The sequence below is a fragment of the Metabacillus hrfriensis genome (assembly GCF_030127205.1).
GTDB classification, from domain to species: Bacteria; Bacillota; Bacilli; order Bacillales; family Bacillaceae; genus Bacillus_P; species Bacillus_P dongyingensis.
The window spans coordinates 2,400,778-2,422,700 of the sequence record NZ_CP126116.1 but is presented as its reverse complement, the minus strand read 5'-3'; the positions used below and the strand labels follow the sequence as shown (position 1 = coordinate 2,422,700).

Sequence of the window (21,923 nt, the reverse complement as noted above, 5' to 3'; positions counted from 1 at the left end):
ACCTGTTTTATTCTACAAGAATCGAAATTGCACTATACACTAATAACAAAGCCATAATTACATTAAACTGACTTCTATACTTTGATAAAAACGTTTGAAAAATTGAACCAAACACACTCCAACAGAAAGTACTCATAAAACCAACAAAAGCTAGAAATAATGAATAAAATAGTAAGCTGAAATTTGAACTGTGATATGGAAGGATGAAGGTTGAAATTGCAGTTATGCCATATAAAATACCTTTCGGATTTATGAATTGTAAAAGCATACCTGTTAAAAAACTGTTATTCTTGTCCCCATCATTGTCTTTAGCATTATTTTTACCGGTAATAATTTTCATGGCCAGATACAACATATAGATTGCACCTAGGGTAGTCATTATAAATTCAATTTGTGGAATGAAATTTTCAAGCAAAAGATTAAAATAGCTACACAATAACATTATTACAAAGAATCCTGCACCAACTCCTAAACAAAATCTGATTGTCTTTTTTAACCCGTATTTGTTAGCAAATAACATTGCCATAATATTATTGGGACCTGGTGTAAAACTTGTAACAAAAACATATAGCAAAAACGATAATAAAGGCATATTGGCTCCCCCTCTGTGATGTATGTTATAATGACTAAAATGGACATTATAACGATTTACTTTTTATTGTACAATACGGACGTTATATTGTAAACGAGGAGTGTATTTATGGAGGAAATAAATCTTATCATTGCAAAAAATTTAAAAGCCTTTAGAGAAAGTAAGAAATTAAGTCTTGAAAAGGTTGCAGAATTAACTGGAGTAAGTAAAACGATGATAGGTCAAATTGAAAGGGGGGAATCGAGCCCTACTATTACAACTATTTGGAAAATAGCCAATGGATTAAAAGTTTCTTTTACTTCACTAATAAATAGTCCGCAGCCAGATACAAAAGTTGTTTTAAGAAGTGAAATTCAAACATTATCTGAAGACAACGGAAAATATCGAGTCTATCCCTACTTTCCCTTTGAAGATGATAAACGCTTTGAAGTTTATTCAGTCGAGATAGAAAGAGGTGGTTTCCTAATTGCTGATTCGCACAGAGAAGGAACTGAAGAGTTCATAACTGTTTTTGAAGGGGAACTAACTGTACGTGTAAATAACAATGAATACACCGTAAGAAATGGTGATTTTATCAGATTCAAGGCTGACAGACCTCATGCCTATCATAATTCAGGGGAAACATTAACTCGATTAAGTATGATCTTATATTATCCAACTTAAAAAACCCGTTCCACAAGAACCGGGTTTTTCTTATGTTTTTATTTGTACCTTTGTAACAATGCAGTTATTAAACTCCCCCGTTTGTTCAATAAAAAAGACGATCCCTATTAAAGAATCCCGCCCGATTGCTGAATATCAATTTTATTCAGAATATAGTAAGAAGACTTCCATTAAAGCCCCCTTTAATTGAAGATCTATGAATTGTTGTCTTTAATATGACATCTCAAATTCTAAATCACTTAGCCGTGAATCTAAATCGGTAATACTTGAATCAATGTCACTCAATTCATATTCTACATCATCAACTCTAGTTGTTGTACTCTCTAATTCTGATTGTAATTCTTCAATCTGTGTTATCAGTTCAGCATTCATTTCTTCTAATTCGGTAATCCTTGATTCATAATCATTTCCGCTTATGCTTGAACTCCCGCAACCTGCTAACAATAAACCACTTAATACGAAGACTGCCAACTTTCTCATTTTGTTTTCTCCTTTTTAATTTTCAAATGGTTTTTGCTCCTTATCCTATTCAAGAAATCCTGCCCAATTCTTAACTAAAGGGATGGTCACTATATTCAGCAATCGCCCCCGATAGCTAAATACATTATTTAAAAATTAGGTGATTAACTCAATCTTTTATTCCATTAAAAAGGACACTTACCTTATTCCAGATAAGCGCCCTTTTATGGAAAACCAGTTACCCATTATTATGACTTTCATTTTTAATTGACACTTATTCATTCAAATTAAATGGCATTATGAAACACAAATAGCTGGCTTGAAGCCGGGTCGGTTAACATCAATATTCTTTCAAAATCGAGAATATAATAATGATATTCTGTGGTTTGAAAATAAAGTTGTATTCTATTGGATGGTTGCAAACGTAAAGCCCGCTCACTTTCTCAATGCTTTTACAAAAGAGTTGGATTTTAGTCTAAAAATAATAATGGTAATGAAAGCCACGAACATCTTTTTGGTAACCTAACGATTCATATAAGTGTTGGGCTTTTTTGTTATCAGTAGCTGTTTCAACTCTTAGTCCTTTTGCACCAGTGTCTATCACGAATGCTTTCGCCTTCAACATTAATTGTTTAGCTATGCCATTTCTTCTTGCAGTTGGATCAACAAATAAGTCATTTAATATCCAAACCCTCTTCATGGAAAGTGTTGAAAAGGTTGGGTAGAGCTGAACAAATCCAAGAGGTTTGACATCACCACAACTTTTTTGATCAACCGCTAAGAAGATAACGGATTCCTTTCGCTCTATTCTTTCTTTAAGGTAGGCTCGCCCTTCTAGAAAAGCCGATGCTTGCTTGCAAAAAACACGGTGTTGGTCAAAAAGTCCGGCCACTAGATCTAATTCATTTAAGCCTGCTTTTATTATGGTTATGTTCTTGAAACCTGTCATGAGATTCTCCCCCTGCTAGATTATTTTGCTCCGTTATAGGAGTAATTGGCACGTGCTTGCAGTATTTATGGTTTTTGCTCACATCTAGGTATGGCTTGATAATCATTTTCTTCAACTCGTCTTCTGTAATTGGAACGGGACCGCAACCGCAACACATTCCTTTGCAACCTTTACAAGGTAAACTTTCCATTTAATTTAATCTTCTCCTATGTTTGTTGCTGATTCCAGCGATATTATTCTTATTATTCTTGCTCGAAACCTCCTTTCTTATTGTTTCAGACCAACACAAAAAGGTCTTAGACACACTTGAAGAAGAATGTTCTTCAAATGGTTCAAAGACCTTTGATCTGATAGCTTGATAACGAGATGCCATTTGCATCTCTTCTAAAAAAGAGAAAGTAAAATTTATTCTATTAATATTATAGCAAATTTATCCGGATGCGACAATTATCTTTAAAGTCATTTCGTAAATCATATAATCCCTCCCTTATTCCTTATTCCACAATCTGGCCCTTTAGTGGAGTAACACGAATGTAGTTTTACAAAATTAATAAAAGCAAAAAAGAAAAACCCTGTTTAAATCAATACAGGATTTTGATCAAACTTTATTACAAATTATCAATCATTTTTATAAACGAGCAGAGTTTTTTATAAATTATCAAACTTTTTTTAAATCCACAACTGTTCTATAGTATCAGGCATACAAATCGCAGAACCATAGTGATCAAAAGAAACTTAAAAAGAGAATAGATCATTTGGTTAGTTAAAAAAGGACCTTTCTTTAATGAAGATCCTTTTCATTAAATGAAATGGGTGAACCAGTTGAAGTATGCTGATTAACCCAGTCAAGCGAAACTTTTGAAACGACAGTCCAGTCAGGAATTTGTGATCTATGTCCTTCAATCCAACTCATACAATATTGCGGGTCTATATTATTTTCTTGGCATTGTGCTAAGAATGACTTAATTGTAGTTTCCGTACAGTTTTGCCATGATCCACAAGTATTTTGCCAAACATTTTTCATTATAAGATCAATTTCAGTAGGCATATTTTTGATTCCTCCGTTTTTTAAAAAGTTAAGATAATGCCTTAAAAACTAACATCAATAAGTATGTCCATGGCTATAAAGATCATACGGTGTAATAGAAATTCAGTGACTCACTGTCCTCTTTTTTTATTGCCTTTAGGATTTATCTGAAATGACTTTTTTTCCGGTGCAAACCAACCAATTAGGGCAATACCGACTAATACTCCATAGAAAATCAGAGTCCAAGCTGGACTGTGGGGAAAATCATGATCTAAGACCCCAATATCCTCATGGGCAAGGGTAATGACAGCAAGTTTGACACCTACCCATGCAACAATGGCATATGCTGTTGTTTCCAATGCTGGACGTTTTGCAAGAAGTTGAACAAACCAGGTTGCTGCAAACTTAATCAAGATAAGGCCAGCGATACCGCCGAGAACAACAACAATAAACTGCCCTCCATCCATACCGCCGAAATCGCCGAGCGGTGAATCTGGAAGACCAAGGGCAAGAGCAACCGCAGCTAATATCGAATCAACTGCAAAAGCAAGGTCAGCCAGCGCAATCTTCCCTACTGTCGGCCAGAAACCTTTTCCGGCGGCTTCCTTTTCATCGTCCTTATGAACATCCTCATTCTTTTTCCCAAAACGCGCCTGAATAACATGCTTTAAGCCTAAGTAAAGAAGATAAGCTGCTCCTATCGCCTGTATCTGCCAGACGTTTGCGATAAAAGAAATGGCAAAAAGAGCAATAAATCGAAAAACGAAGGCCATAATGATACCATAATTTATAGCTTTTCTTTTCTCATTTTCGGGTAAATGCTTGGCTATAACTGCTAGAACAAGAGCATTGTCAGCCGATAACAATCCTTCTAATCCGATTAGAATTAACAATGTCCAAGCATACTCTAGCCATAGAGAATCCATCAATTTCTCCCCTTTCTAAAATTAAAATGTAATTTAATGTTCCGCTAACATTAGAATTTCCAATTAAGCCATAGGTAATCCTATAAAATATCTATTAATAATTTTGGTAGCTTTTTCTCTTCCTTTATTCGGTATTGGACCTTTTCATGTAGGTATTAACAAAATAAATGCTCAGAGAAAAAAATATGCTTTTATAAATACCATTTTCAAATTGCTGATTATTTTTTTAAAATGCAGTCACCTTTTGATACCTTCTTCATTTAAACCTGCTTACGTTAGCTTAAGTACATTAGTTCACAATACTCTCTAAATTTAAGATAAATTCCCTATTTTTTTCCACGTGATGGCCGAATACATTAAGACGCCTTCTTATTAATGAAAGGCGCCCTATTATTGAAGATAAATAAACAATCTTTAACTCCGTTAGAGTAATTATAACGGAACATTATTCTGTGTATCCAGCAGCACCATTTGAAGTGTTCACAGGTGTTACAAGTATCCTATGTGGTATATATGGGATTATTAGTAAAATTAAGCCATTCCTTTCTTTATTCATTATTATTTTCGGTCTATTAATATGTTTCTTTTTCGTTTTTGTTTATCTTTTACCTGAAGCTGGTATTCATTTCTTCTTTAATCAATGGCCACTCTTCAAACGACTTTATATATTCTGCAAAATCATTAATTCATTTCATCACAAAGTGATTTTAAATAGTAAAAAGTGATTTTTATATCTCTTTTTTTAACTTCGCTCTGAATAAAATCTTCATTTTCTTTCAAGACCTTAAGATTCATAAAATCACCTCACAATATTTACTACCATATAGTAAATTTTTCATTCATAAAAATTTGGTGGTCAAAAAGTGGTCAGATTTGTGGTCAATGCTATTTTTAATAAAATTTTAAGAATTATAAAAAACCCTGCCACCAATTGAAGTGAACCCAAAAAGTTAGACACTTTATTATTAGGCACACCTGTACAGAAAGGGTGCTGACGACCGATACTCTAAAAAGGATAAATGTAAATAATGCAAAACGTTCTAATAAATGAGCTATATTGATCGGGGCTTTAACTAAATTCTTTCATCCGAAAACAGGCACAATAATATCGACCATAATTCCTGCATATAACACAACATTTTCTATTCATTAACTGGTTCAATCATTACTAAATTTATGCCATTAAACAACGCTCTTTTACTGTAAAAACACAAAACAAGAATACCTTTTAACAAAAGCTAAACCGAAAAAAGGTCAGCCAGTTTCATATAACTGGCTGACCTTTTTATTACAATTTAGATATATTTCTCAACTTGAGCAGAAGGGGATTTGCTTTTCATCACCATCCCGAATACATATCCTAAAACCCCGCCGATAATAGCTGGTACGATCCAACCTAAACCTACTTCATACAATGGAAGGACAGTGGCTAATAGGTCATTGATTGGAGCAATGGTAATTCCCGCTGCGTTTAATCCGTCAAATAAAGCTACAATTAGAGTTAATAACATACTTCCTTGATAAACCTCTTTTTTACCCTTAAATAATGGATGTAAAAAAGTTAAAGCCATTAAACAGATAGCTAATGGATAAATGGCTACTAAAACTGGAACAGAGACAGCAATTAATTCATTTAAGCCGAAGTTGGCTAAACCAGAACTAAAAACAGAGAAAATAATCACGAATTTATTGTAAGAAATACTTGGCATCACTTTAGAGAAATATGAAGAACAAGAAGTGATAAGTCCAATACTAGTTGTTAAACAAGCTCCAAAAACAATTAAGCTAAGCAGAATCCCGCCAAATGAACCGAAGTAATGATTTGATGCACCTGAAAGAACGGCTCCCCCATTATCTAAAAGTCCAAGACCTTCTACACTTGAAGCCCCAATAAAGGAAAGAGATGTGTAAATGATTCCAAGAAGTGCCGCTGCAATTACTCCTGCTTTGGTAACAGCTATCATAATTTCCTTCTTAGTAGAGGCACCCTTTTCTTTTACCGCATTGATAACAATAATTCCAAAAACAAAAGCTGCAAGGGCATCCATTGTAAGATATCCCTCTTGGAATCCTTTAAAGAAGGCATTATTCATATAGTTTTCAGCAGGCGCTTGAAATTGCCCGATAGGATTAAAAAATGCTGCGATGATAAGAATCGCAATAAAAAGTAATAAAAATGGAGTTAAGAATTTTCCAACAATATCAACAATCTTAGATGACTTTAATGAAAAATAGGCTGTAATTCCAAAAAAGATAATAGTAAAGATTATTAAACCAATAACACTGTATTCTTCAGAAATAAAAGGCTTAACCCCGATCTCAAATGAAACAGTACCTGTTCTTGGGATTGCAAACAAAGGTCCTATTGATAAATAAAGAGCAACAGTAAAGATGATACCGAAAATAGGATGTACCCGGCTTGCTAATGATTGTAAATCACTTTTTCCTGATATTCCTAATGCAATTACACCAAGTAAAGGTAAGCCAACGCCAGTAACGACAAACCCGGCATTAGCCGACCACACATTCGTTCCCGCTGATTGACCAAGCATTGCAGGGAAAATTAAATTTCCTGCGCCAAAGAATAAAGCGAATAGCATAAAACCAACTGCAACTATAAATGAAAATGATATTTTATTAGTCATATGATTTCCTCCTAGAAGTCTATTGATCTGGGGTGATTAAGTTTCTAAAAAAAAGCATTAATTATATTTGAAATAATCTTTATAATCAAAAAAAATACTAAAAATTTCATTTGATGTTATCGCAATTCTCATTTTAATTAAAATTTTCAGATTATTTAGCTTGTACTAATTTATTTTGCTATATTCCTCCTTCTATTATACGTATGTAATATATCGCTTACCAAAAGATATCATATACAAGATATTTATGCAATATATTACGCGTTTTTTGTTCTTTTATGTAATATATTGCATTTTAAAGTAGAATCATATACACTTTCAATATACCTATCTAGAATATTCTACTATTAAATGAAGACAGAGTTTTAAGTACTTCAATTTACCTTATGAAAAATCAAAAGGTGGTTTTATCATGCCCATACCTACCAATTTTTCATCCCCTACTCGTGTTACTGCAAAAAATCGTGCATTTGCTCAAATTCAAGAATGGATCATTGATGGCACTCTTCAGCCTAAAGAAAAGCTTAATGATGCTGATCTTGCGCAAGCGTTAGGAGTAAGCAGGACTCCTATTCGGGAAGCACTGCAATTACTGAATGTTCAAGGATTTGTTGAAATGTTTCCAGGGGTTGGAACTCAAGTCACATCTGTTAATAAAGAGGATATTAACAAAATTTTGCCTCCTTTAGGTGTCTTGCAAGCCTTAGCTGCCGAATTGGCAACACCGGTTATAAGTCAGGAATCGATTGATTCATTGCGTGAAATTAATACTAAATTTGCTGAGGCCATTAAAAAAGGCGATTTTTATTCAGCATTAAAGCAAGATGAACACTTTCATAATATCATTGTGGAGAATGCACAGAATCAATATATCACGAATTCAATTTCAAATCTCCAGGCTCATGTTCTTCGCCTGTATTTTCATCAATCAATCATTCTTACAAATGATTCAATACAGGAACATGAAGCTATATTACAGGCCTTTGAAAATAAAAATAAAGAGAAAGCAGCAAGTCTTGCCCGAAAGAATTGGATTCGTGCTATTGATGAGTTTTATGCTGAACAAAAAGAAAAATAAATATCTGCTCCTATAACCATTAATAAGGCATAAATCATAATAGACAAAAGAAAGATCAGTATCGGTAATTTCCGCATAAATAGAAAAATTGCTTATCAAACCCTGTCCAACTTGTCACCTCTAAAAGTAGGTCTGTCATCTTTACTCGTGGCAGCTTACCATAGAGAGTGGCACTAAAAAAGGTCCGTTGACAATTAGTTGTATTTGATCTTATACTTTTTATATAATTTGAATAATAAAACCTTTTTAGGCACTTTTCTAGAGTTAGCTCTATTTTCGCCACATAACTGTCAACTGACAATTGTGTGGCTTTTTCATGTAAAGAAAGGGGTACAATAACTCGGAAGGGGAAAGCTCTAAGAGTCATTCTGGGTCCTCCTTATTCTATAACTTGATTAATCAAGTTATAGTGTAAAAAAAATTACTCAGGTGGTAAGTCTTTTTTTGGCTATGTTTATGTACACGTGTCATCAGTGTGTACAATGTTTTCGTTTCTTCCTCGTTTAATACATCGTCAAAAAATGACGATTGAAACGCAAGTTGAGCTGGCATGGACTCTTCTAAAATCGCTCCAACCTTCTCAGTCAGGCTTATCGTTTTCGTTTTCCAATCTTGCTTACGCACAATATAGCCTTCTTTTTCAAGTCGTGCAAGCATACGGGAAATACCACCTTGCGTGACCGTTACTTTTTCAGCTAACTCAATTTGAGTGAGTGGTTGATAGACATGAATTTGCATGAGCACATCAAATTGTGCGGTTGTTAAATCAAAGCGCTTTAAAAAATTATTCGACAGCTGGTTACTGTGGCTCGTAAAACGTATTAAACGTAACCAGATTAACGACCCCATCTCCTCCCTACTTTCATTCATAAAAATTTGGTAGTCAAATAGTGGTCAGATTTGTGGTCAATGCTATTTTTTAATAAAATTTTAAGAATTATAAAAAACCCCTGACACCAATGGCATCAGGGATTTGCAGGTATTAATATTGAGACATATACTGTTCTCTTTCCCAAGGGTGAACTTGAGTACGGAACATATCCCATTCAATTTCTTTCGCTTCCATGAAGTGCTCGAACAAATGCTCGCCAAGGGCATTGATGATAACTTCATCCGTTTTTAATAGATCTAGTGCTTGAGCAAGTGTAGCAGGAAGATCAACGATGCCGTTCTCTACACGTTCTTCTTTTGTCATCACATAGATGTTGCGGTCAATCGGTTTTGGAGCTGCAAGTTTGTTTTTGATTCCGTCAAGGCCTGCTGCAAGCAATACAGACATTGCTAAGTATGGATTAGCAGAAGGGTCCACGCTGCGTACTTCTACACGAGTGCTTAGACCGCGTGAAGCTGGAATACGAATTAACGGACTTCTGTTTTGTGCTGACCAAGCAACATAGCAAGGTGCCTCGTAGCCCGGAACTAAACGTTTGTAAGAGTTAACTGTCGGGTTCGTAACAGCTGTAAAGTTTGGTGCATGCTTAATGATTCCAGCGATGAAATGTTTAGCTGTGTCGCTTAATTCAAGGTCGCTGTTTTTGTCATAAAAAGCATTTACGCCGTCTGTGAATAGTGATAAGTTCATGTGCATTCCAGATCCGTTAACACCAAATAATGGTTTTGGCATGAATGTAGCATGCAGACCATGTTTGCGTGCAATTGTTTTAACAACAAGTTTAAACGTTTGGATATCGTCACAAGCTTTAACTGCACCAGCATATTTGAAGTCAATTTCATGCTGTCCTGGTGCTACCTCATGGTGGGAAGCTTCAATTTCAAAGCCCATTTCCTCAAGCTCAAGCACGATATCGCGGCGGCAGTTTTCGCCAAGATCCGTTGGAGCTAAATCAAAGTAGCCGCCATGGTCGTTTAATTCAAGAGTAGGTTGGCCTTTTTCATCAAGTTTGAATAAGAAAAATTCCGGCTCAGGTCCAAGATTGAAATCTGTGAATCCTAAGTCTTCCATTTCTTTCAGCATACGTCTTAAATTGTTACGAGGGTCCCCGTCAAATGGAGTTCCATCCGGGCTGTAAATATCACAGATAAAACGTGCTACTTTTCCTTTTTCAGAAGTCCATGGGAAGATAACGAATGTATCGATATCAGGGAAAAGATACATATCAGACTCCTCAATGCGGACAAAGCCTTCAATTGAAGATCCATCAAACATACATTTGTTGTCTAATGCTTTTTCAAGCTGACTTACTGGAATCTCAACGTTTTTAATTGTTCCCAGGATGTCCGTAAACTGCAAACGGATATATTTTACGTTTTCTTCTTGCACCAATCGTACAATATCTTCTTTCGTATACTTAGCCATTTTGAAAAATCCTCTCCTAACAATACAAAGATATATTTATTTTAATTTAAGTGAAGCTAAATTCATTAGTGAAAAAATCTCGACATATCACCCTGTCTGAGTGATGATCTTTGAAAACGCCCCGCCTGCATAAGTTCAGCTTTCAGCAATTTTCGCAATTCAGCATCAGATAGATCAGGCTTTTCCACTTTTTTAGGCTGTTCATCATTCGGCAATTCTTCTTTCTTAGAAAAGATTTGCTTTATGCCTGCCATATTGACGCCTTGTTCAATAAGGCTTCTGATTTCAAGCAGTGTGTCTACATCATTAAATGAAAATAATCGTCTGTTTCCTTCAGTTCTAGCAGGGAAAATCAGGCCATTTTCTTCATAATATCGAATTTGTCTGGCAGAGAGTTCAGTCAGCTGCATGACAATTCCGATCGGGAATAAGGGCATCGTGCGTCGAATTGTATCACCCATTGTATTCCCTCCTTTTCTTAACTTATTCTTATTATATTCAATGTCATATAATGTGTCAATACCATGTTAGGAAAAATAACATTATAAATGAATGAGTTCTTTTTGAAGCAGATAATCTATAGCTGAGCATATGGCAATTTTTACGTGAGAATAGGTTAATCCCCCTTGCACATAAGCCGTAAATGGCGCACGCAGCGGTCCGTCAGCTGACAGTTCAATACTTGCACCTTGTATAAATGTACCTGCAGCCATTATGACATCATTTTCATACCCCGGCATATAACTTGGATACGGCGTAACATGAGAGTTAATAGGTGATGCGTATTGAATAGCCTGACAAAAAGCAACCATTAAATCCGCCTGATTAAACTGAACTGATTGTATAAGATCAGTCCGGACAGCATCCCACGAAGGATTTGTATTGAGTCCTGCCATTTCAAGTATCGCCGCAGTAAATACTGCTCCTTTAAGAGCTTGTGCGACTACATGAGGAGCAAGGAAAAAACCCTGGTACATCTCCTGAAGACTATATAATGAAGCTCCTGCTTCTGCTCCAATGCCCGGTGATGTCATTCTGTATGAGCAGGCCTCTATTAATTCCGTTCTACCCACTAAATATCCGCCTGTCTTGGCAAGTCCTCCTCCTGGATTTTTAATGAGAGAACCCGCCATTAAGTCCGCACCTGCATGGCAGGGTTCCAGCTCCTCCACAAATTCCCCGTAGCAATTATCAACAAAAACGATCACATCGTTCTTAATTGCTTTTACAAAATCGATCATTTCTTTTATTTCAGCAATTGTGTAGGATGGCCTTGATGCATAACCTTTAGAACGCTGAATGCCGATCATTTTTGTCTTATCCGTGATTTGAGCTCTAACAGCTTCAAAATCAACGCTTCCGTCTTCTTTTAAATCCACTGCATTATAACCGATTTTAAATTCACTGAGCGAACCGATTCCGCTCCCCCGAATTCCAACAATCTCTTCAAGCGTATCATATGGCTTTCCGGTTATGTACAGGAGCTCGTCAAAAGGACGAAGGACTCCAAACAAAGCTATCGAGATTGCATGCGTGCCTGAAATGATCTGGGGACGCACCAGCCCTGCCTCGCCTCCAAAGACATCTGCGTATATTTTCTCCAGCGTATCCCGCCCATGGTCATCATACCCGTAACCTGTTGAAGGAATAAAATGTGAATCACTTACTTTGTGTTCTCTGTAGCTTTTCAGCACACGGTATTGATTTAGTTCCATTCTTTCGTCGATCTTTTTATGAATCTGTTCTATTTTTTCTTCTACCTGATTAGATAGCTGTGATATTTTCTCACCAAATTTTAATTGTTTAAACATTACTGCTGCCCTTTCTATTGTACATCTGTATATGCCCCGCAACTGAGTGTGCGGGCAAATAGTGTCCTTGTATTTCGTATTGATTTGTTTCTTCATTAAATGCAAAATGTCCGACCATCGTTTCAGTCTTAATAATGGATAGGAGCCTGCCTTCACTCGAAGGGACTTCAATGCTGTAAGTCTCCATTTGCTCGACTGAAACAGTTTGGATCTTCTGTTTAAGATGACCGATGTCACTCTCGCTGAATGCACTGATCAAAACATGTTCAGCTTTTGGCGATGGAACGAACTCAATTGACTGCTTATCTTTTTTGTTGTACACAGTCAGGACGGGGATGGCTGTAACCTTCAATTCATCAAGAAGTTTGTATACTGTTTTTTCATGATTTTGAAAGTCATCATTTGAACTGTCAACAACATGAAGAATGAGGTCTGCTTCTTTTACTTCTTCTAATGTAGAACGGAATGCTGCAACTAATGTAGTCGGCAAATCCTGAATAAATCCAACCGTATCTGTAAGCAGGGCTTGATACCCGGAAGGCAGGGTCATCTTTCTGGTCATAGGATCTAATGTAGCAAACAGCAAATCCTCTTCAAATGTGCCTGCATCTGTAATTCTGTTAAATAGTGTGGATTTGCCTGCGTTGGTATAGCCAACGAGAGCAATTTGGAATGCCTGATTTTTCTTCCTTCTCTCGCGGTAGCGATTACGGTGGCTGACAATGGCAGAAAGCTGAAGTTTAATTTCGTGAATTCTGCTTCGAATGTGCCTTCTGTCGGTTTCTAGCTGAGTTTCACCCGGTCCTCTTGTTCCGATTCCGCCGCCTTGACGGGAAAGATTTATGCCTTGTCCGCTAAGTCTCGGCAATAAGTATTGAAGCTGCGCAAGCTCAACTTGAAGTTTGCCTTCTCTCGACTTAGCACGAGTCGCAAAAATATCGAGAATTAATTGCGTCCGGTCTATTATCTTTATATCAAGTGCAGCCGTCAAATTACGCTGCTGGCTTGGGGAAAGCTCATCGTTAAATATAATTAAGTCCGGTTCAAGTTCTTCTGAAAGAGCAATCAGCTCCTCCACTTTGCCTTTTCCTATGTATGTAGCCGGATGTATTCTTTCTCTTTTTTGAGACAGCTGCATCAGAACTTCACCGTTTGCCGTTTTCGTTAATGAAGCGAGCTCACTCATTGTATATTGAAAGGCCTCGTCATCTAATTTAGGCAGCTGACAGCCAACCAGAATGACTTTTTCGATTACAGAATATATGTTCTCTTTCAAACGTGTATCATCCTTTTCAGCAATAATTTTGCATTATCATCATAACAAAAAAACCAGGAATTCACTAATTGTTTCCTATATAAAGCAGTATATGAAAGAAAATGGTTGCATTTCTCCATGACGCCATATAAAATCAAAAACGATTACAACTAGTGAGCGTATTAGCAAAGGGGATACAGGTTATGACTTGGGAAGTATTAAGCATCATTGGAACAATTGCGTTTGCTGTCAGCGGAGCAATTGTTGCGATGGAAGAAGAATATGATATTTTAGGCGTATATATATTAGGGATCGTTACCGCTTTCGGGGGCGGTGCGATCAGAAATCTGCTGATCGGCGTGCCAGTTTCCGCACTTTGGGAGCAGGGTATGCTCTTTCAAATAGCATTGATTGCAATGACGACTGTTTTCTTATTTCCGAATAACTTACTTAAACACTGGCAAAGATGGGGAAACCTGACGGATGCAATCGGGTTATCCGCATTTGCCATACAAGGGGCTTTATATGCTACAGAAATGAATCACCCTATAAGTGCTGTTGTCGTAGCAGCCGTCTTAACAGGAAGCGGCGGCGGAATCATCCGTGATCTTTTAGCAGGACGCAAACCGCTTGTCTTAAAATCTGAAATCTATGCAGTATGGGCCGTCCTTGCTGGTATCGTCATTGGTTTTGACCTTGCCGAGTCTGCCATTCACCTTTATACACTCTTTGTACTGCTGGTAGTATGCAGGGTACTCTCTTATACAAAAAAATGGCGACTGCCCAACAAATCTATTCATCATTAATAAAGCCGCACACAGCGGCTTTATTCTTTTATGATGAGATCCTGGCTTTTTATTGTCATCAGGTCATCACGCTGATATTGATCTGATGTTAGAAGTCTCATAGCTTGAGATCTGATCGATTTTTCAATGACATTTCGAACATATCTTCCATTTGAAAATTTTGCAGGAGCCATATTTGTTTTAATCATATTTAAATGATCACGAAGCTTCCACTCCGCTTCTTTGCTGAATGTGTATTCCCGTTCAATCATCATTCTTTTCGATATCTCCATCAGCTGTTCTACAGAATAGTCAGGAAAATCCACAACTAGCGGAAATCTCGAATGAAGACCAGGGTTAAGAGTCAGGAAATGATCCATTTCTTTTGAATAGCCCGCTAAGATTAAAACAAATTCATGCTGCTTATCCTCCATATGCTTAACAAGCGTATCGATCGCTTCTTTGCCGAAATCCTTTTCTCCACCGCGTGCAAGTGAATATGCTTCATCTATAAAAAGAATCCCGCCAAGTGATTTTTTTATCAGGTCTCTTGTTTTTTGTGCTGTATGTCCAATGTATTCTCCGACTAAATCTGCTCTTTCAGCTTCAATCAAGTGTCCTTTTGATAGCACATTCATTTGAAAAAATAATTTGCCGATCAGCCTGGCAACTGTCGTTTTTCCTGTTCCCGGATTTCCTTTGAACATCATATGAAGAGATTGCTTTCCAGCTTTAAGTCCTTGTTCCTCACGCTTTTTATTGATATAAATCCATGCATAAATTTCTTTTAACATCCGTTTCATTTCTTCCATTCCTACAAGAGTGTTTAATTCAGCTTCCATTTCATTAAGAATGACATGCTGAGGCTGTGTTTTTGGAATTTTTATTTCATAGGATGCTGATTCGCTGATTTTCTCATGATACGTCTTTTTTTGCCCATTCAAAATCACATTAATTTGACCATTATTTTTAAATGTGACTGCTTGATCCAAAGATGTTCACCTCACATTCTTTTACTACTATACGTTGCAGCGGTCAAAATCGTGACAAATGCCTATATAAAAATATGAAAATTATTTTAACCGTTAAAAAAATTGTTGATAAATGCGATGTTTTGTAGTATTATGCGCTTTCCCGAGAAATATTTTCTCATATTTCCTTTTGCAATGCGGGTGAATATCCTTTAAAAAACAAAATAAAAGCAGCCTCCATTGTGCTGAAGACTGCTTTCATATTTCTATTCCAATTCAAGTGTTACATTTTTCTGCGGTGCAAAAGTTGAAATCGCATGCTTATAGATAAGCTGCTGCTTTCCTTCTGTTTCTAAAAGAACCGTAAAGTTATCAAACCCCTTGACAAGCCCTCTTAATTGAAAACCATTTAGTAAGAATACTGTTACAAAGGTACCGTCTCTACGGATGGAATTTAAAACCTGGTCTTGAATATTTACTGTTGTTCTCATGTTTCGTCCTCCTCTTTTCTCTATGTGTTATGTATTCGCGCTTAAATTAAGCTTTCCTGCTATATATGTAAAAATTTCATTGAATCTCAAATCCATATCCAACGGCTTGCTCATATCAAACCATTCCACATCCATTTTGTTGCGGAACCAGGTAAGCTGGCGCTTAGCATATCTTCGGGAATTTTGTTTAAGCTGCTCTTTTGCGTCTTCAAGGGAAACAGCGCCGTCAAAATAGGCGTATAATTCTTTATAGCCTATTGCCTGTATGGATTGACACTCTTTCAGTCCCTTGTCATAAAGCCCTTTTACTTCTTGAATGAGGCCCTGATCCATCATCAGGTCTACCCTTAAATTAATTCTCTCATAGAGCTGTTCTCTCTCCATTGCAAGTCCTATAATGACAACATCATACAGCAGCACCTTATCTTGTTCTGCAAGAAAATCGGTCATTGTTTTTCCTGTACAATGAAAAATTTCAAGTGCTCTGATCACTCGCCTGACATTATTAGGGTGAATTCTCTCAGCAGAAACAGGATCGATCAAAGCAAGCTTACTATGAATCGTTTCATTTCCCGCTGAACAGGCCTCAGCTTCAAGCTGTTTCCTAAAATCCGGGTCAGAAGCAGCCTCGGTGAATTGATAATCATAAATGACAGATTGTATATATAATCCCGTGCCGCCGACGATGATAGGCAGTTTTTTCTTTTCATGAATTTCCGTAATTAATGGACGTGCAATCTCCTGAAATTCAGCTGAAGAAAAATCTTCTTCAGGATTTTTTATATCAATGAGATGGTGGACAATTCCATCCATTTCATCAGGCTTTACTTTTGCAGTCCCTATATCCATCCCGCGGTAGACCTGCATACTGTCTCCGCTGATAATTTCTCCATTTAGCTTCTTTGCGAGCTCAATGCTCAAATTTGTTTTGCCAACAGCTGTCGGTCCTATTATTACGACCAGCTTCTCTTTCTTCAACTTGCAACCACTCTTTCATTCCTAATAGTCCGCTATTCAACATCTTATCACTTTAAATCAGTGAATACCAGTTTATTATTTCCAGTTTTCTGTGCAGCCAAACGACAGAATATCAATAACCAATAGGTCCGCTTGTTCGGCCGCTAAATAAATGGTGATGAACTTGCTTTTGCTGTACAGAATAAACCACCCCTCCATACTCCGGAGGTTCTGCTTCTGTATAGTTCCTGTAAGATTTCCCGAAGAATAAGTGATAATGAGACCCATCAAGCATTGGTATAGCAGGGCCTGTTTGAACATAAAAACGGTGATAATGCTGATTTTCAAACGTAGTTAACCCTTCAACATAATGAAAATGACCATCATATGAATTTCCGTTCAGCGGTTTAGAAAACCCGAGTAAATAATGATGGTGATTTTCCTTCTTTTCAGTGACTCCCTGAAAAAAATGAGCATGCGGAACTGGAAGCTGCTCCCTGTAACAGTCCATTAGAAAACACTCCTTTTTCTCTTTATCCTTCAGATTATGAAAAGGTAAGGAATTAGGCGCATGAATCAGGAAAATAATTGTTTCTGTCTAGTGCAGAATGGTCAATTCTTCTTTTTCAGTTTTATTCTGCTGGTTGGGGGAATTCAAGTAGTAAATGATTTTTAGGAGGGCCATTTACATGTTTCAGTTAGAAGATATGATTACATTTTTTTGGGCTTTCTTTTTCGTGCTGCCAATCGTAGCATTTATTCATCAGCTGGGGCACTTTGTTTTCGTGTGGATGTTTGGAGGCAAAGCTGTATTTATTTTGGGCAGAGGGAAACTGATGTTCAGAATAGGAAAACTTGAAGTAAAGCAATACTACTTTTTAGATTCATTTTGCCAATATGAAAATTTGAAGTGGGATAATCGGTACACACACGCATTTGTATATGCAGGCGGATCTCTGTTTAACCTTACAGCCATTTTGATTGTTAATACAATGATCCACACCGGTTTTCTTGAACCTCATATTTTTTATTATCAGTTTGTTTATTTTTCTGTTTACTTTGTTTTCTTTTCTTTGCTTCCTTTTAAATACTCAGAAACTCACTCATCTGATGGGCGATCTATATATGACGTGATTAAGTATGGCAAAAGCTGCAGTCAGCTTGATTAGAAATAGATTAAAAGAAAATTAACATTTCACATCCTATACGAATCGGCGGGAAATAAAAACTTAGATGGACAGATGCTGCTTTTAAAATGCGAGGGCGCTCCAAGACCTGAGGAAATTAAAAGTGAAAGTGAATATAAACGAATAAAAAAAATAGTTCTTAAAGCAACTGGTGCAATACTACATTCAGTGAATCTTCTTTCTTATACAACTATCTGAGCAGGTTAGTACAAGAAGGTACTAACACAGCAGTTTTCAATACTTCGGAGGCAACTTAATGAAAGAACCCTCCAAAAATCATCATTTTGAGAGGGTTTTATTTCATTTAAAAGTTTGTATATTTAGCGAGGAAATATGTCTCAAATGATTGCTCAAATACTAAATCACATAAACAACCGTTTTGACCTTATTTTCTTAGGGTTGAAAATCCGCATAAACCTGTGATGTGCCCTCTATATAAACTTACCCATACTAAATGAGTAAAAAGTTATTTGGACTAATATCATTTTTTCTACTATTAATTAAATCAATACAGTGAGCCAATCGCTCTACCCCTAGTTTAATTTGACTCTCGTTCACTTGAGAAATGCATAATCGAAGGAGATTTTCCTTTTTATATTCTGGTAAAAACATTCTGGAGGCATCATCAACATATATATGCTGCTCGTTCAGCATATGAACTACCTGCTTTGCTGTCACATTCTCGGGCAAACTGATGGATAGATAGAATCCTGAAGGCGGTTTTGAAAAATGAGTATTAGCCGGCAGCAATGATTCACATGCTTCTTGAAGGATTTGCATTTTAGTACGGTATACCTCTTTTATTTTTTTGAGATGGCTATTAAACATACCACTTTTTAAATAGATTTCTAGCGCACCTTGAGAAAGTGCTGAACTATTAAAATCCGAACTGAATTTATATCGTAAAAAATTGTTAATCATTAATGAAGGAAGAACGACAGTACCAATCCTTAACCCCGGGAGAAAAATTTTCGAAAAGCTTTTAATATAAATCACTCTCCCAGAAGGATCAAAAGAAAATAAAGGATCTGATTTTGCATTTGGATCAAGGTCTCCTAAAAAATCATCCTCCACTATATATACATCGTATTTTTCAGCTAACTCAACGATTTTTTTCTTATCGCTATTCGGGTAACAATGTCCAAGCGGATTGTTAAATCTAGGGATAATATAGAAGAACTTGATATCATTATTTCGAAAAATGTATTCCAGACGTTCAAGATCAATTCCTTCCATCGATAACTCAATTCCAAAAGCAGTAGCTTGGTGCAGTTTGATGGACTCTATGAATCCGAAATAAGTAGGCTGTTCAATTAGAATATTGTTTTTTCCATTTGGAAATGGCATAGAAACTAATAAATTAAGGGCTTGCTGCGAGCCAGATACAACGACTACTCTTTCAGGTTGAGTAAACACCTGCAGACTTTGCAAATATTTCACTAACTGTACCCGCAGTGAGTAAAGCCCTTGTTGATCAGAGTATGTAAAAAGCTCTTCTTTATATTGTTCAATTGCTTGATTCATACAATGTTGAAATTCCACATAAGGCATAACCTTTTTATCTGGACCGGCAGACAAGAAATCAATCACCTCATTTTCTTCCGCCGCTTTTTGAAATTCATTCACAACATAGTAGCCGCTTTTAGGAACTGAATAAATTAAATGCTCTTTTTCAAGTTCGGCGTATGCTTTAATGACCGTATTTTTGCTGCATGAAAAATACTCAGATAACTGACGAACAGAAGGGAGTTTACTGCCTGCAATCAGCGAACCATCTGCTACCTGAATCTTAATTTCTTGCATTATCTTAATATATTTTGAGTTCATGTATTGATCCTCCTTTAACTGTACCAGGACAGATGAGTAAAAAAATGGTTTATTTTTATTGTATGTACTCATAGTATGTTAATTATATCAGAACTGTTTTTTAGATAAGTAAAAAATGGTACAGATGTGATACAAAATATAAAGACTGGGGTTAGATAAGATGCAGGGAGAAATCAGAGAGAAATTAGGATTAATTTTGGGATTAGCAGGCGTCATTTGTTTTAGCTTAACGCTCCCGTCTACAAGTATTGCAGTAGAGTATTTTGGGACTACGGTCGTCGGTTTAGGAAGAACAGTTGTAGCAGCTATTTTAGTAGGCGTGGTATTGATTGTTCGAAAAGAAAAACTGCCTAATCCCCGCCAATTCAAAAGTCTGCTTATTGTTGCTGCAGGTGCAGTTTTAGGATTTCCTCTCCTTACTTCTTGGGCAATGGAATCCTTGCCTGTTTCTCATGGAGCTGTGGAAGTAGCCCTGTTACCATTAGCAACAGCCGGATTTGCTATGTTTAGAGCAGGTGAAATCCCTTCTCTCAAATTCTGGATTTCAAGTATAATTGGCTCTTTATCTGTTATTATGTATGCTTTTCATCTCGGATTCGGTCAATTACAATTTGCCGATTTAGCAATACTAGCTGCAGTGTTAATACTTGGACTTAGTTACGCAGAAGGCGGGAAATTAGCGAAAGATTTAGGTAGCTGGCAAGTAATTGCTTGGGCGATTATGATCGGTGCTCCATTTTTCATTTTTCCAGTTGGATTAAACCTTACAACCGAAATGCTCCATGCCCCAATACATGCTTGGGTCAGTTTTATTTATCTCGCAGTGATCAGTCAATTTTTAGCATATGTTGCCTGGTATAGCGGAATGGCTATGGGCGGAATAGCAAGAGTTAGTCAGCTTCAATACCTGCAACCATTTTTAATGATTCTATTTGCAACCATATTTCTAGATGAATCCATCACATTTTTCACTGTTGTAATAGCATTGATAGTAGTCTTTTCTGTTATATTAGGCAAAAATGCTCACGTATCAAAAAAAGAAGCTGTATCAGAGAAAAACTAACTGCCTGTTCAATTGTGATAGCTATATAATGGTTAATGATAAAAGAGAGCACATATTATACATAGTTAATATGTGCTCTCTTTTGAAAGTCCATTTTTCAACTTAAAAAGAATATGATTCACCATCATGTGGCACTAGGACATTAGAGGAGATTCCTTTTTTTGATATTTTAATATTTTTAGTCTTGATAAAATGGTTCCATCACTCAGATCTATACTAAGAAACTCTTTGAACTTAGAGGTTATATTATTAAGGCACGCTGCCAAATTGAAATTTTTTCCTTTTCTCTTCAATATGGACGAAGTTATCTGTTGGTAAATTTTAAAAAACACACTTATTATTAAGATAATCTTCCAGCAAAATGATAAGACCATTGTTTTCCTTAAAAGTTCAATTCCAATTAAATTATTGTCTGGAAGTCTTATTAAGAAATCCTGTAATTGCCTTTACAACAAGGTCATGATCTTCTTCCTGGGTTAAGCCGGAGACAGTGATGACTCCAATTACTCCTGATCCTTCCGTTATAATAGGAAACGCTCCTCCATGAACTGCATACTCAAACGGACTGGCTGAATAAAAATCAAAATAGGATCTGTCTTTCAACTGATTGTAAAGCATCATATAATAAGAACTATGATGATGACGTAAGACAACATTTGATTTTTTCTTAATCCATTCATCTTGATCAGGTGATGTACCATCCATCCCATAATGAAATACTGTTTGTCGATTTTTAATGATATTTACTGCAACAGATTTATTTATTTTTTTGGCAGATTCAATGATAAACAATCCTATGTGCCATGCATCTTCATTAGAAAAGCTTTTAAAAATAAGTTCTTCTTCCTGCTTTTTAACTTCCTCTAACTTAGCTTGCAAAGTACCATATTCCATATTGATCCCTCTTTAAGATTATTTTT

At 36.4% G+C, this 21,923-nt stretch carries 22 protein-coding genes; 5 read left to right on the top strand and 17 right to left on the bottom strand.

Features of this window, described 5'->3' with window-relative positions; genetic code table 11:
• Positions 1 to 7 precede the first annotated feature (7 nt).
• On the bottom strand, positions 8 to 592 hold the full coding sequence (locus QLQ22_RS12070) for a LysE family transporter (RefSeq protein ID WP_223442790.1): 585 nt from the start codon (positions 590 to 592) through the stop codon (positions 8 to 10).
• 108 nt (positions 593 to 700) lie between these two features.
• Here QLQ22_RS12070 and QLQ22_RS12065 point away from each other — a divergent pair, with 108 nt between their 5' ends.
• A complete protein-coding gene (locus QLQ22_RS12065; RefSeq protein ID WP_223442787.1) occupies positions 701 to 1,255 on the top strand; it encodes a helix-turn-helix domain-containing protein in 555 nt (184 codons plus the stop codon).
• Positions 1,256 to 1,465: 210 nt separating this feature from the next.
• Here QLQ22_RS12065 and QLQ22_RS12060 read toward each other — a convergent pair whose 3' ends face one another.
• From QLQ22_RS12060 to brnQ, 5 genes are all read right to left on the bottom strand, one after another.
• The gene (locus tag QLQ22_RS12060; RefSeq protein WP_223442784.1) at positions 1,466 to 1,735 is read right to left on the bottom strand and encodes a hypothetical protein; all 270 of its coding nucleotides are present in this window, start codon (positions 1,733 to 1,735) and stop codon (positions 1,466 to 1,468) included.
• Between the two features lie 454 nt (positions 1,736 to 2,189).
• Positions 2,190 to 2,663, bottom strand: coding sequence for a GNAT family N-acetyltransferase (locus tag QLQ22_RS12055; protein ID WP_223442781.1), 474 nt, complete (start codon positions 2,661 to 2,663; stop codon positions 2,190 to 2,192).
• Between the two features lie 781 nt (positions 2,664 to 3,444).
• Positions 3,445 to 3,711 (bottom strand): hypothetical protein, encoded by a 267-nt coding sequence (locus QLQ22_RS12050; protein ID WP_223442779.1) that lies wholly within the window; start codon positions 3,709 to 3,711, stop codon positions 3,445 to 3,447.
• 110 nt (positions 3,712 to 3,821) lie between these two features.
• A complete protein-coding gene (locus QLQ22_RS12045; RefSeq protein ID WP_223442777.1) occupies positions 3,822 to 4,616 on the bottom strand; it encodes a TerC family protein in 795 nt (264 codons plus the stop codon).
• Positions 4,617 to 5,911: 1,295 nt separating this feature from the next.
• Positions 5,912 to 7,261 (bottom strand): branched-chain amino acid transport system II carrier protein, encoded by a 1,350-nt coding sequence (gene brnQ, locus QLQ22_RS12035; protein ID WP_284016680.1) that lies wholly within the window; start codon positions 7,259 to 7,261, stop codon positions 5,912 to 5,914.
• A 412-nt stretch (positions 7,262 to 7,673) separates the two neighbouring features.
• On the opposite strand from brnQ, the gene QLQ22_RS12030 reads away from it, so the two are divergent.
• The gene (locus QLQ22_RS12030; protein ID WP_223442773.1) at positions 7,674 to 8,339 is read left to right on the top strand and encodes a GntR family transcriptional regulator; all 666 of its coding nucleotides are present in this window, start codon (positions 7,674 to 7,676) and stop codon (positions 8,337 to 8,339) included.
• Between the two features lie 399 nt (positions 8,340 to 8,738).
• Here QLQ22_RS12030 and QLQ22_RS12025 read toward each other — a convergent pair whose 3' ends face one another.
• The 5 genes from QLQ22_RS12025 to hflX form a co-directional block, all read right to left on the bottom strand.
• Entirely contained in the window at positions 8,739 to 9,188 is a 450-nt protein-coding gene (locus QLQ22_RS12025) for a MarR family winged helix-turn-helix transcriptional regulator (RefSeq protein WP_284016679.1), read from the bottom strand.
• 133 nt (positions 9,189 to 9,321) lie between these two features.
• On the bottom strand, positions 9,322 to 10,656 hold the full coding sequence (gene glnA / locus QLQ22_RS12020) for a type I glutamate--ammonia ligase (RefSeq protein WP_223442769.1): 1,335 nt from the start codon (positions 10,654 to 10,656) through the stop codon (positions 9,322 to 9,324).
• A gap of 65 nt (positions 10,657 to 10,721) precedes the next feature.
• A complete protein-coding gene (locus QLQ22_RS12015; protein WP_223442766.1) occupies positions 10,722 to 11,117 on the bottom strand; it encodes a MerR family transcriptional regulator in 396 nt (131 codons plus the stop codon).
• An 81-nt stretch (positions 11,118 to 11,198) separates the two neighbouring features.
• Positions 11,199 to 12,467: a methionine gamma-lyase family protein gene (locus QLQ22_RS12010; protein ID WP_284016678.1), complete on the bottom strand. Its 1,269-nt coding sequence runs from the start codon at positions 12,465 to 12,467 to the stop codon at positions 11,199 to 11,201.
• The gene (gene hflX / locus QLQ22_RS12005) at positions 12,460 to 13,743 is read right to left on the bottom strand and encodes a GTPase HflX (RefSeq protein ID WP_223442764.1); all 1,284 of its coding nucleotides are present in this window, start codon (positions 13,741 to 13,743) and stop codon (positions 12,460 to 12,462) included. The genes QLQ22_RS12010 and hflX overlap by 8 nt, the downstream gene beginning before the upstream one ends.
• A gap of 182 nt (positions 13,744 to 13,925) precedes the next feature.
• Here hflX and QLQ22_RS12000 point away from each other — a divergent pair, with 182 nt between their 5' ends.
• Positions 13,926 to 14,528 carry a trimeric intracellular cation channel family protein gene (locus tag QLQ22_RS12000; protein WP_223442763.1) on the top strand — a complete coding sequence of 201 codons (603 nt, stop codon included), beginning with the start codon at positions 13,926 to 13,928 and terminating at the stop codon, positions 14,526 to 14,528.
• 20 nt (positions 14,529 to 14,548) lie between these two features.
• On the opposite strand, the gene spoVK is transcribed toward QLQ22_RS12000, so the two are convergent.
• From spoVK to QLQ22_RS11980, 4 genes are all read right to left on the bottom strand, one after another.
• Positions 14,549 to 15,499: a stage V sporulation protein K gene (gene spoVK, locus QLQ22_RS11995; protein WP_223442762.1), complete on the bottom strand. Its 951-nt coding sequence runs from the start codon at positions 15,497 to 15,499 to the stop codon at positions 14,549 to 14,551.
• A gap of 245 nt (positions 15,500 to 15,744) precedes the next feature.
• On the bottom strand, positions 15,745 to 15,969 hold the full coding sequence (gene hfq / locus QLQ22_RS11990; protein WP_223442761.1) for an RNA chaperone Hfq: 225 nt from the start codon (positions 15,967 to 15,969) through the stop codon (positions 15,745 to 15,747).
• 27 nt (positions 15,970 to 15,996) lie between these two features.
• Positions 15,997 to 16,947, bottom strand: a complete 951-nt coding sequence (gene miaA / locus QLQ22_RS11985) for a tRNA (adenosine(37)-N6)-dimethylallyltransferase MiaA (RefSeq protein WP_223442760.1) — start codon at positions 16,945 to 16,947, stop codon at positions 15,997 to 15,999.
• Positions 16,948 to 17,059: 112 nt separating this feature from the next.
• Complete coding sequence (locus QLQ22_RS11980) at positions 17,060 to 17,437, bottom strand: YmaF family protein (protein WP_284016677.1); 378 nt, start codon at positions 17,435 to 17,437, stop codon at positions 17,060 to 17,062.
• Positions 17,438 to 17,615: 178 nt separating this feature from the next.
• Between QLQ22_RS11980 and QLQ22_RS11975 the strand changes: the two genes are divergently transcribed.
• Positions 17,616 to 18,095 carry an RIP metalloprotease gene (locus tag QLQ22_RS11975; protein ID WP_223442754.1) on the top strand — a complete coding sequence of 160 codons (480 nt, stop codon included), beginning with the start codon at positions 17,616 to 17,618 and terminating at the stop codon, positions 18,093 to 18,095.
• A 468-nt stretch (positions 18,096 to 18,563) separates the two neighbouring features.
• On the opposite strand, the gene QLQ22_RS11970 is transcribed toward QLQ22_RS11975, so the two are convergent.
• Positions 18,564 to 19,940: an aminotransferase-like domain-containing protein gene (locus tag QLQ22_RS11970; protein WP_284016676.1), complete on the bottom strand. Its 1,377-nt coding sequence runs from the start codon at positions 19,938 to 19,940 to the stop codon at positions 18,564 to 18,566.
• Between the two features lie 160 nt (positions 19,941 to 20,100).
• Between QLQ22_RS11970 and QLQ22_RS11965 the strand changes: the two genes are divergently transcribed.
• Positions 20,101 to 21,003 (top strand): DMT family transporter, encoded by a 903-nt coding sequence (locus tag QLQ22_RS11965; protein ID WP_284016675.1) that lies wholly within the window; start codon positions 20,101 to 20,103, stop codon positions 21,001 to 21,003.
• A gap of 405 nt (positions 21,004 to 21,408) precedes the next feature.
• On the opposite strand, the gene QLQ22_RS11960 is transcribed toward QLQ22_RS11965, so the two are convergent.
• A complete protein-coding gene (locus QLQ22_RS11960) occupies positions 21,409 to 21,897 on the bottom strand; it encodes a heme-degrading domain-containing protein (RefSeq protein ID WP_223442728.1) in 489 nt (162 codons plus the stop codon).
• Positions 21,898 to 21,923 lie beyond the last annotated feature (26 nt).

Excerpts from the sequence above, each read along its gene's own strand:
- QLQ22_RS12015 (WP_223442766.1), bottom strand. The coding sequence starts at position 11,117 with ATGGGTGATACAATTCGACGCACGATGCCCTTATTCCCGATCGGAATT.
- glnA (WP_223442769.1), bottom strand. The coding sequence starts at position 10,656 with ATGGCTAAGTATACGAAAGAAGATATTGTACGATTGGTGCAAGAAGAA.
- QLQ22_RS11980 (WP_284016677.1), bottom strand. The coding sequence starts at position 17,437 with ATGGACTGTTACAGGGAGCAGCTTCCAGTTCCGCATGCTCATTTTTTT.
- QLQ22_RS12065 (WP_223442787.1), top strand. The coding sequence starts at position 701 with ATGGAGGAAATAAATCTTATCATTGCAAAAAATTTAAAAGCCTTTAGA.
- QLQ22_RS12000 (WP_223442763.1), top strand. The coding sequence starts at position 13,926 with ATGACTTGGGAAGTATTAAGCATCATTGGAACAATTGCGTTTGCTGTC.
- QLQ22_RS12025 (WP_284016679.1), bottom strand. The coding sequence starts at position 9,188 with ATGGGGTCGTTAATCTGGTTACGTTTAATACGTTTTACGAGCCACAGT.
- QLQ22_RS12030 (WP_223442773.1), top strand. The coding sequence starts at position 7,674 with ATGCCCATACCTACCAATTTTTCATCCCCTACTCGTGTTACTGCAAAA.
- QLQ22_RS12070 (WP_223442790.1), bottom strand. The coding sequence starts at position 592 with ATGCCTTTATTATCGTTTTTGCTATATGTTTTTGTTACAAGTTTTACA.
- hfq (WP_223442761.1), bottom strand. The coding sequence starts at position 15,969 with ATGAGAACAACAGTAAATATTCAAGACCAGGTTTTAAATTCCATCCGT.
- QLQ22_RS11975 (WP_223442754.1), top strand. The coding sequence starts at position 17,616 with ATGTTTCAGTTAGAAGATATGATTACATTTTTTTGGGCTTTCTTTTTC.
- QLQ22_RS11960 (WP_223442728.1), bottom strand. The coding sequence starts at position 21,897 with ATGGAATATGGTACTTTGCAAGCTAAGTTAGAGGAAGTTAAAAAGCAG.
- QLQ22_RS12050 (WP_223442779.1), bottom strand. The coding sequence starts at position 3,711 with ATGCCTACTGAAATTGATCTTATAATGAAAAATGTTTGGCAAAATACT.
- QLQ22_RS12045 (WP_223442777.1), bottom strand. The coding sequence starts at position 4,616 with ATGGATTCTCTATGGCTAGAGTATGCTTGGACATTGTTAATTCTAATC.
- QLQ22_RS12010 (WP_284016678.1), bottom strand. The coding sequence starts at position 12,467 with ATGTTTAAACAATTAAAATTTGGTGAGAAAATATCACAGCTATCTAAT.
- QLQ22_RS12055 (WP_223442781.1), bottom strand. The coding sequence starts at position 2,663 with ATGACAGGTTTCAAGAACATAACCATAATAAAAGCAGGCTTAAATGAA.
- QLQ22_RS11970 (WP_284016676.1), bottom strand. The coding sequence starts at position 19,940 with ATGAACTCAAAATATATTAAGATAATGCAAGAAATTAAGATTCAGGTA.
- brnQ (WP_284016680.1), bottom strand. The coding sequence starts at position 7,261 with ATGACTAATAAAATATCATTTTCATTTATAGTTGCAGTTGGTTTTATG.
- QLQ22_RS12060 (WP_223442784.1), bottom strand. The coding sequence starts at position 1,735 with ATGAGAAAGTTGGCAGTCTTCGTATTAAGTGGTTTATTGTTAGCAGGT.
- QLQ22_RS11965 (WP_284016675.1), top strand. The coding sequence starts at position 20,101 with ATGCAGGGAGAAATCAGAGAGAAATTAGGATTAATTTTGGGATTAGCA.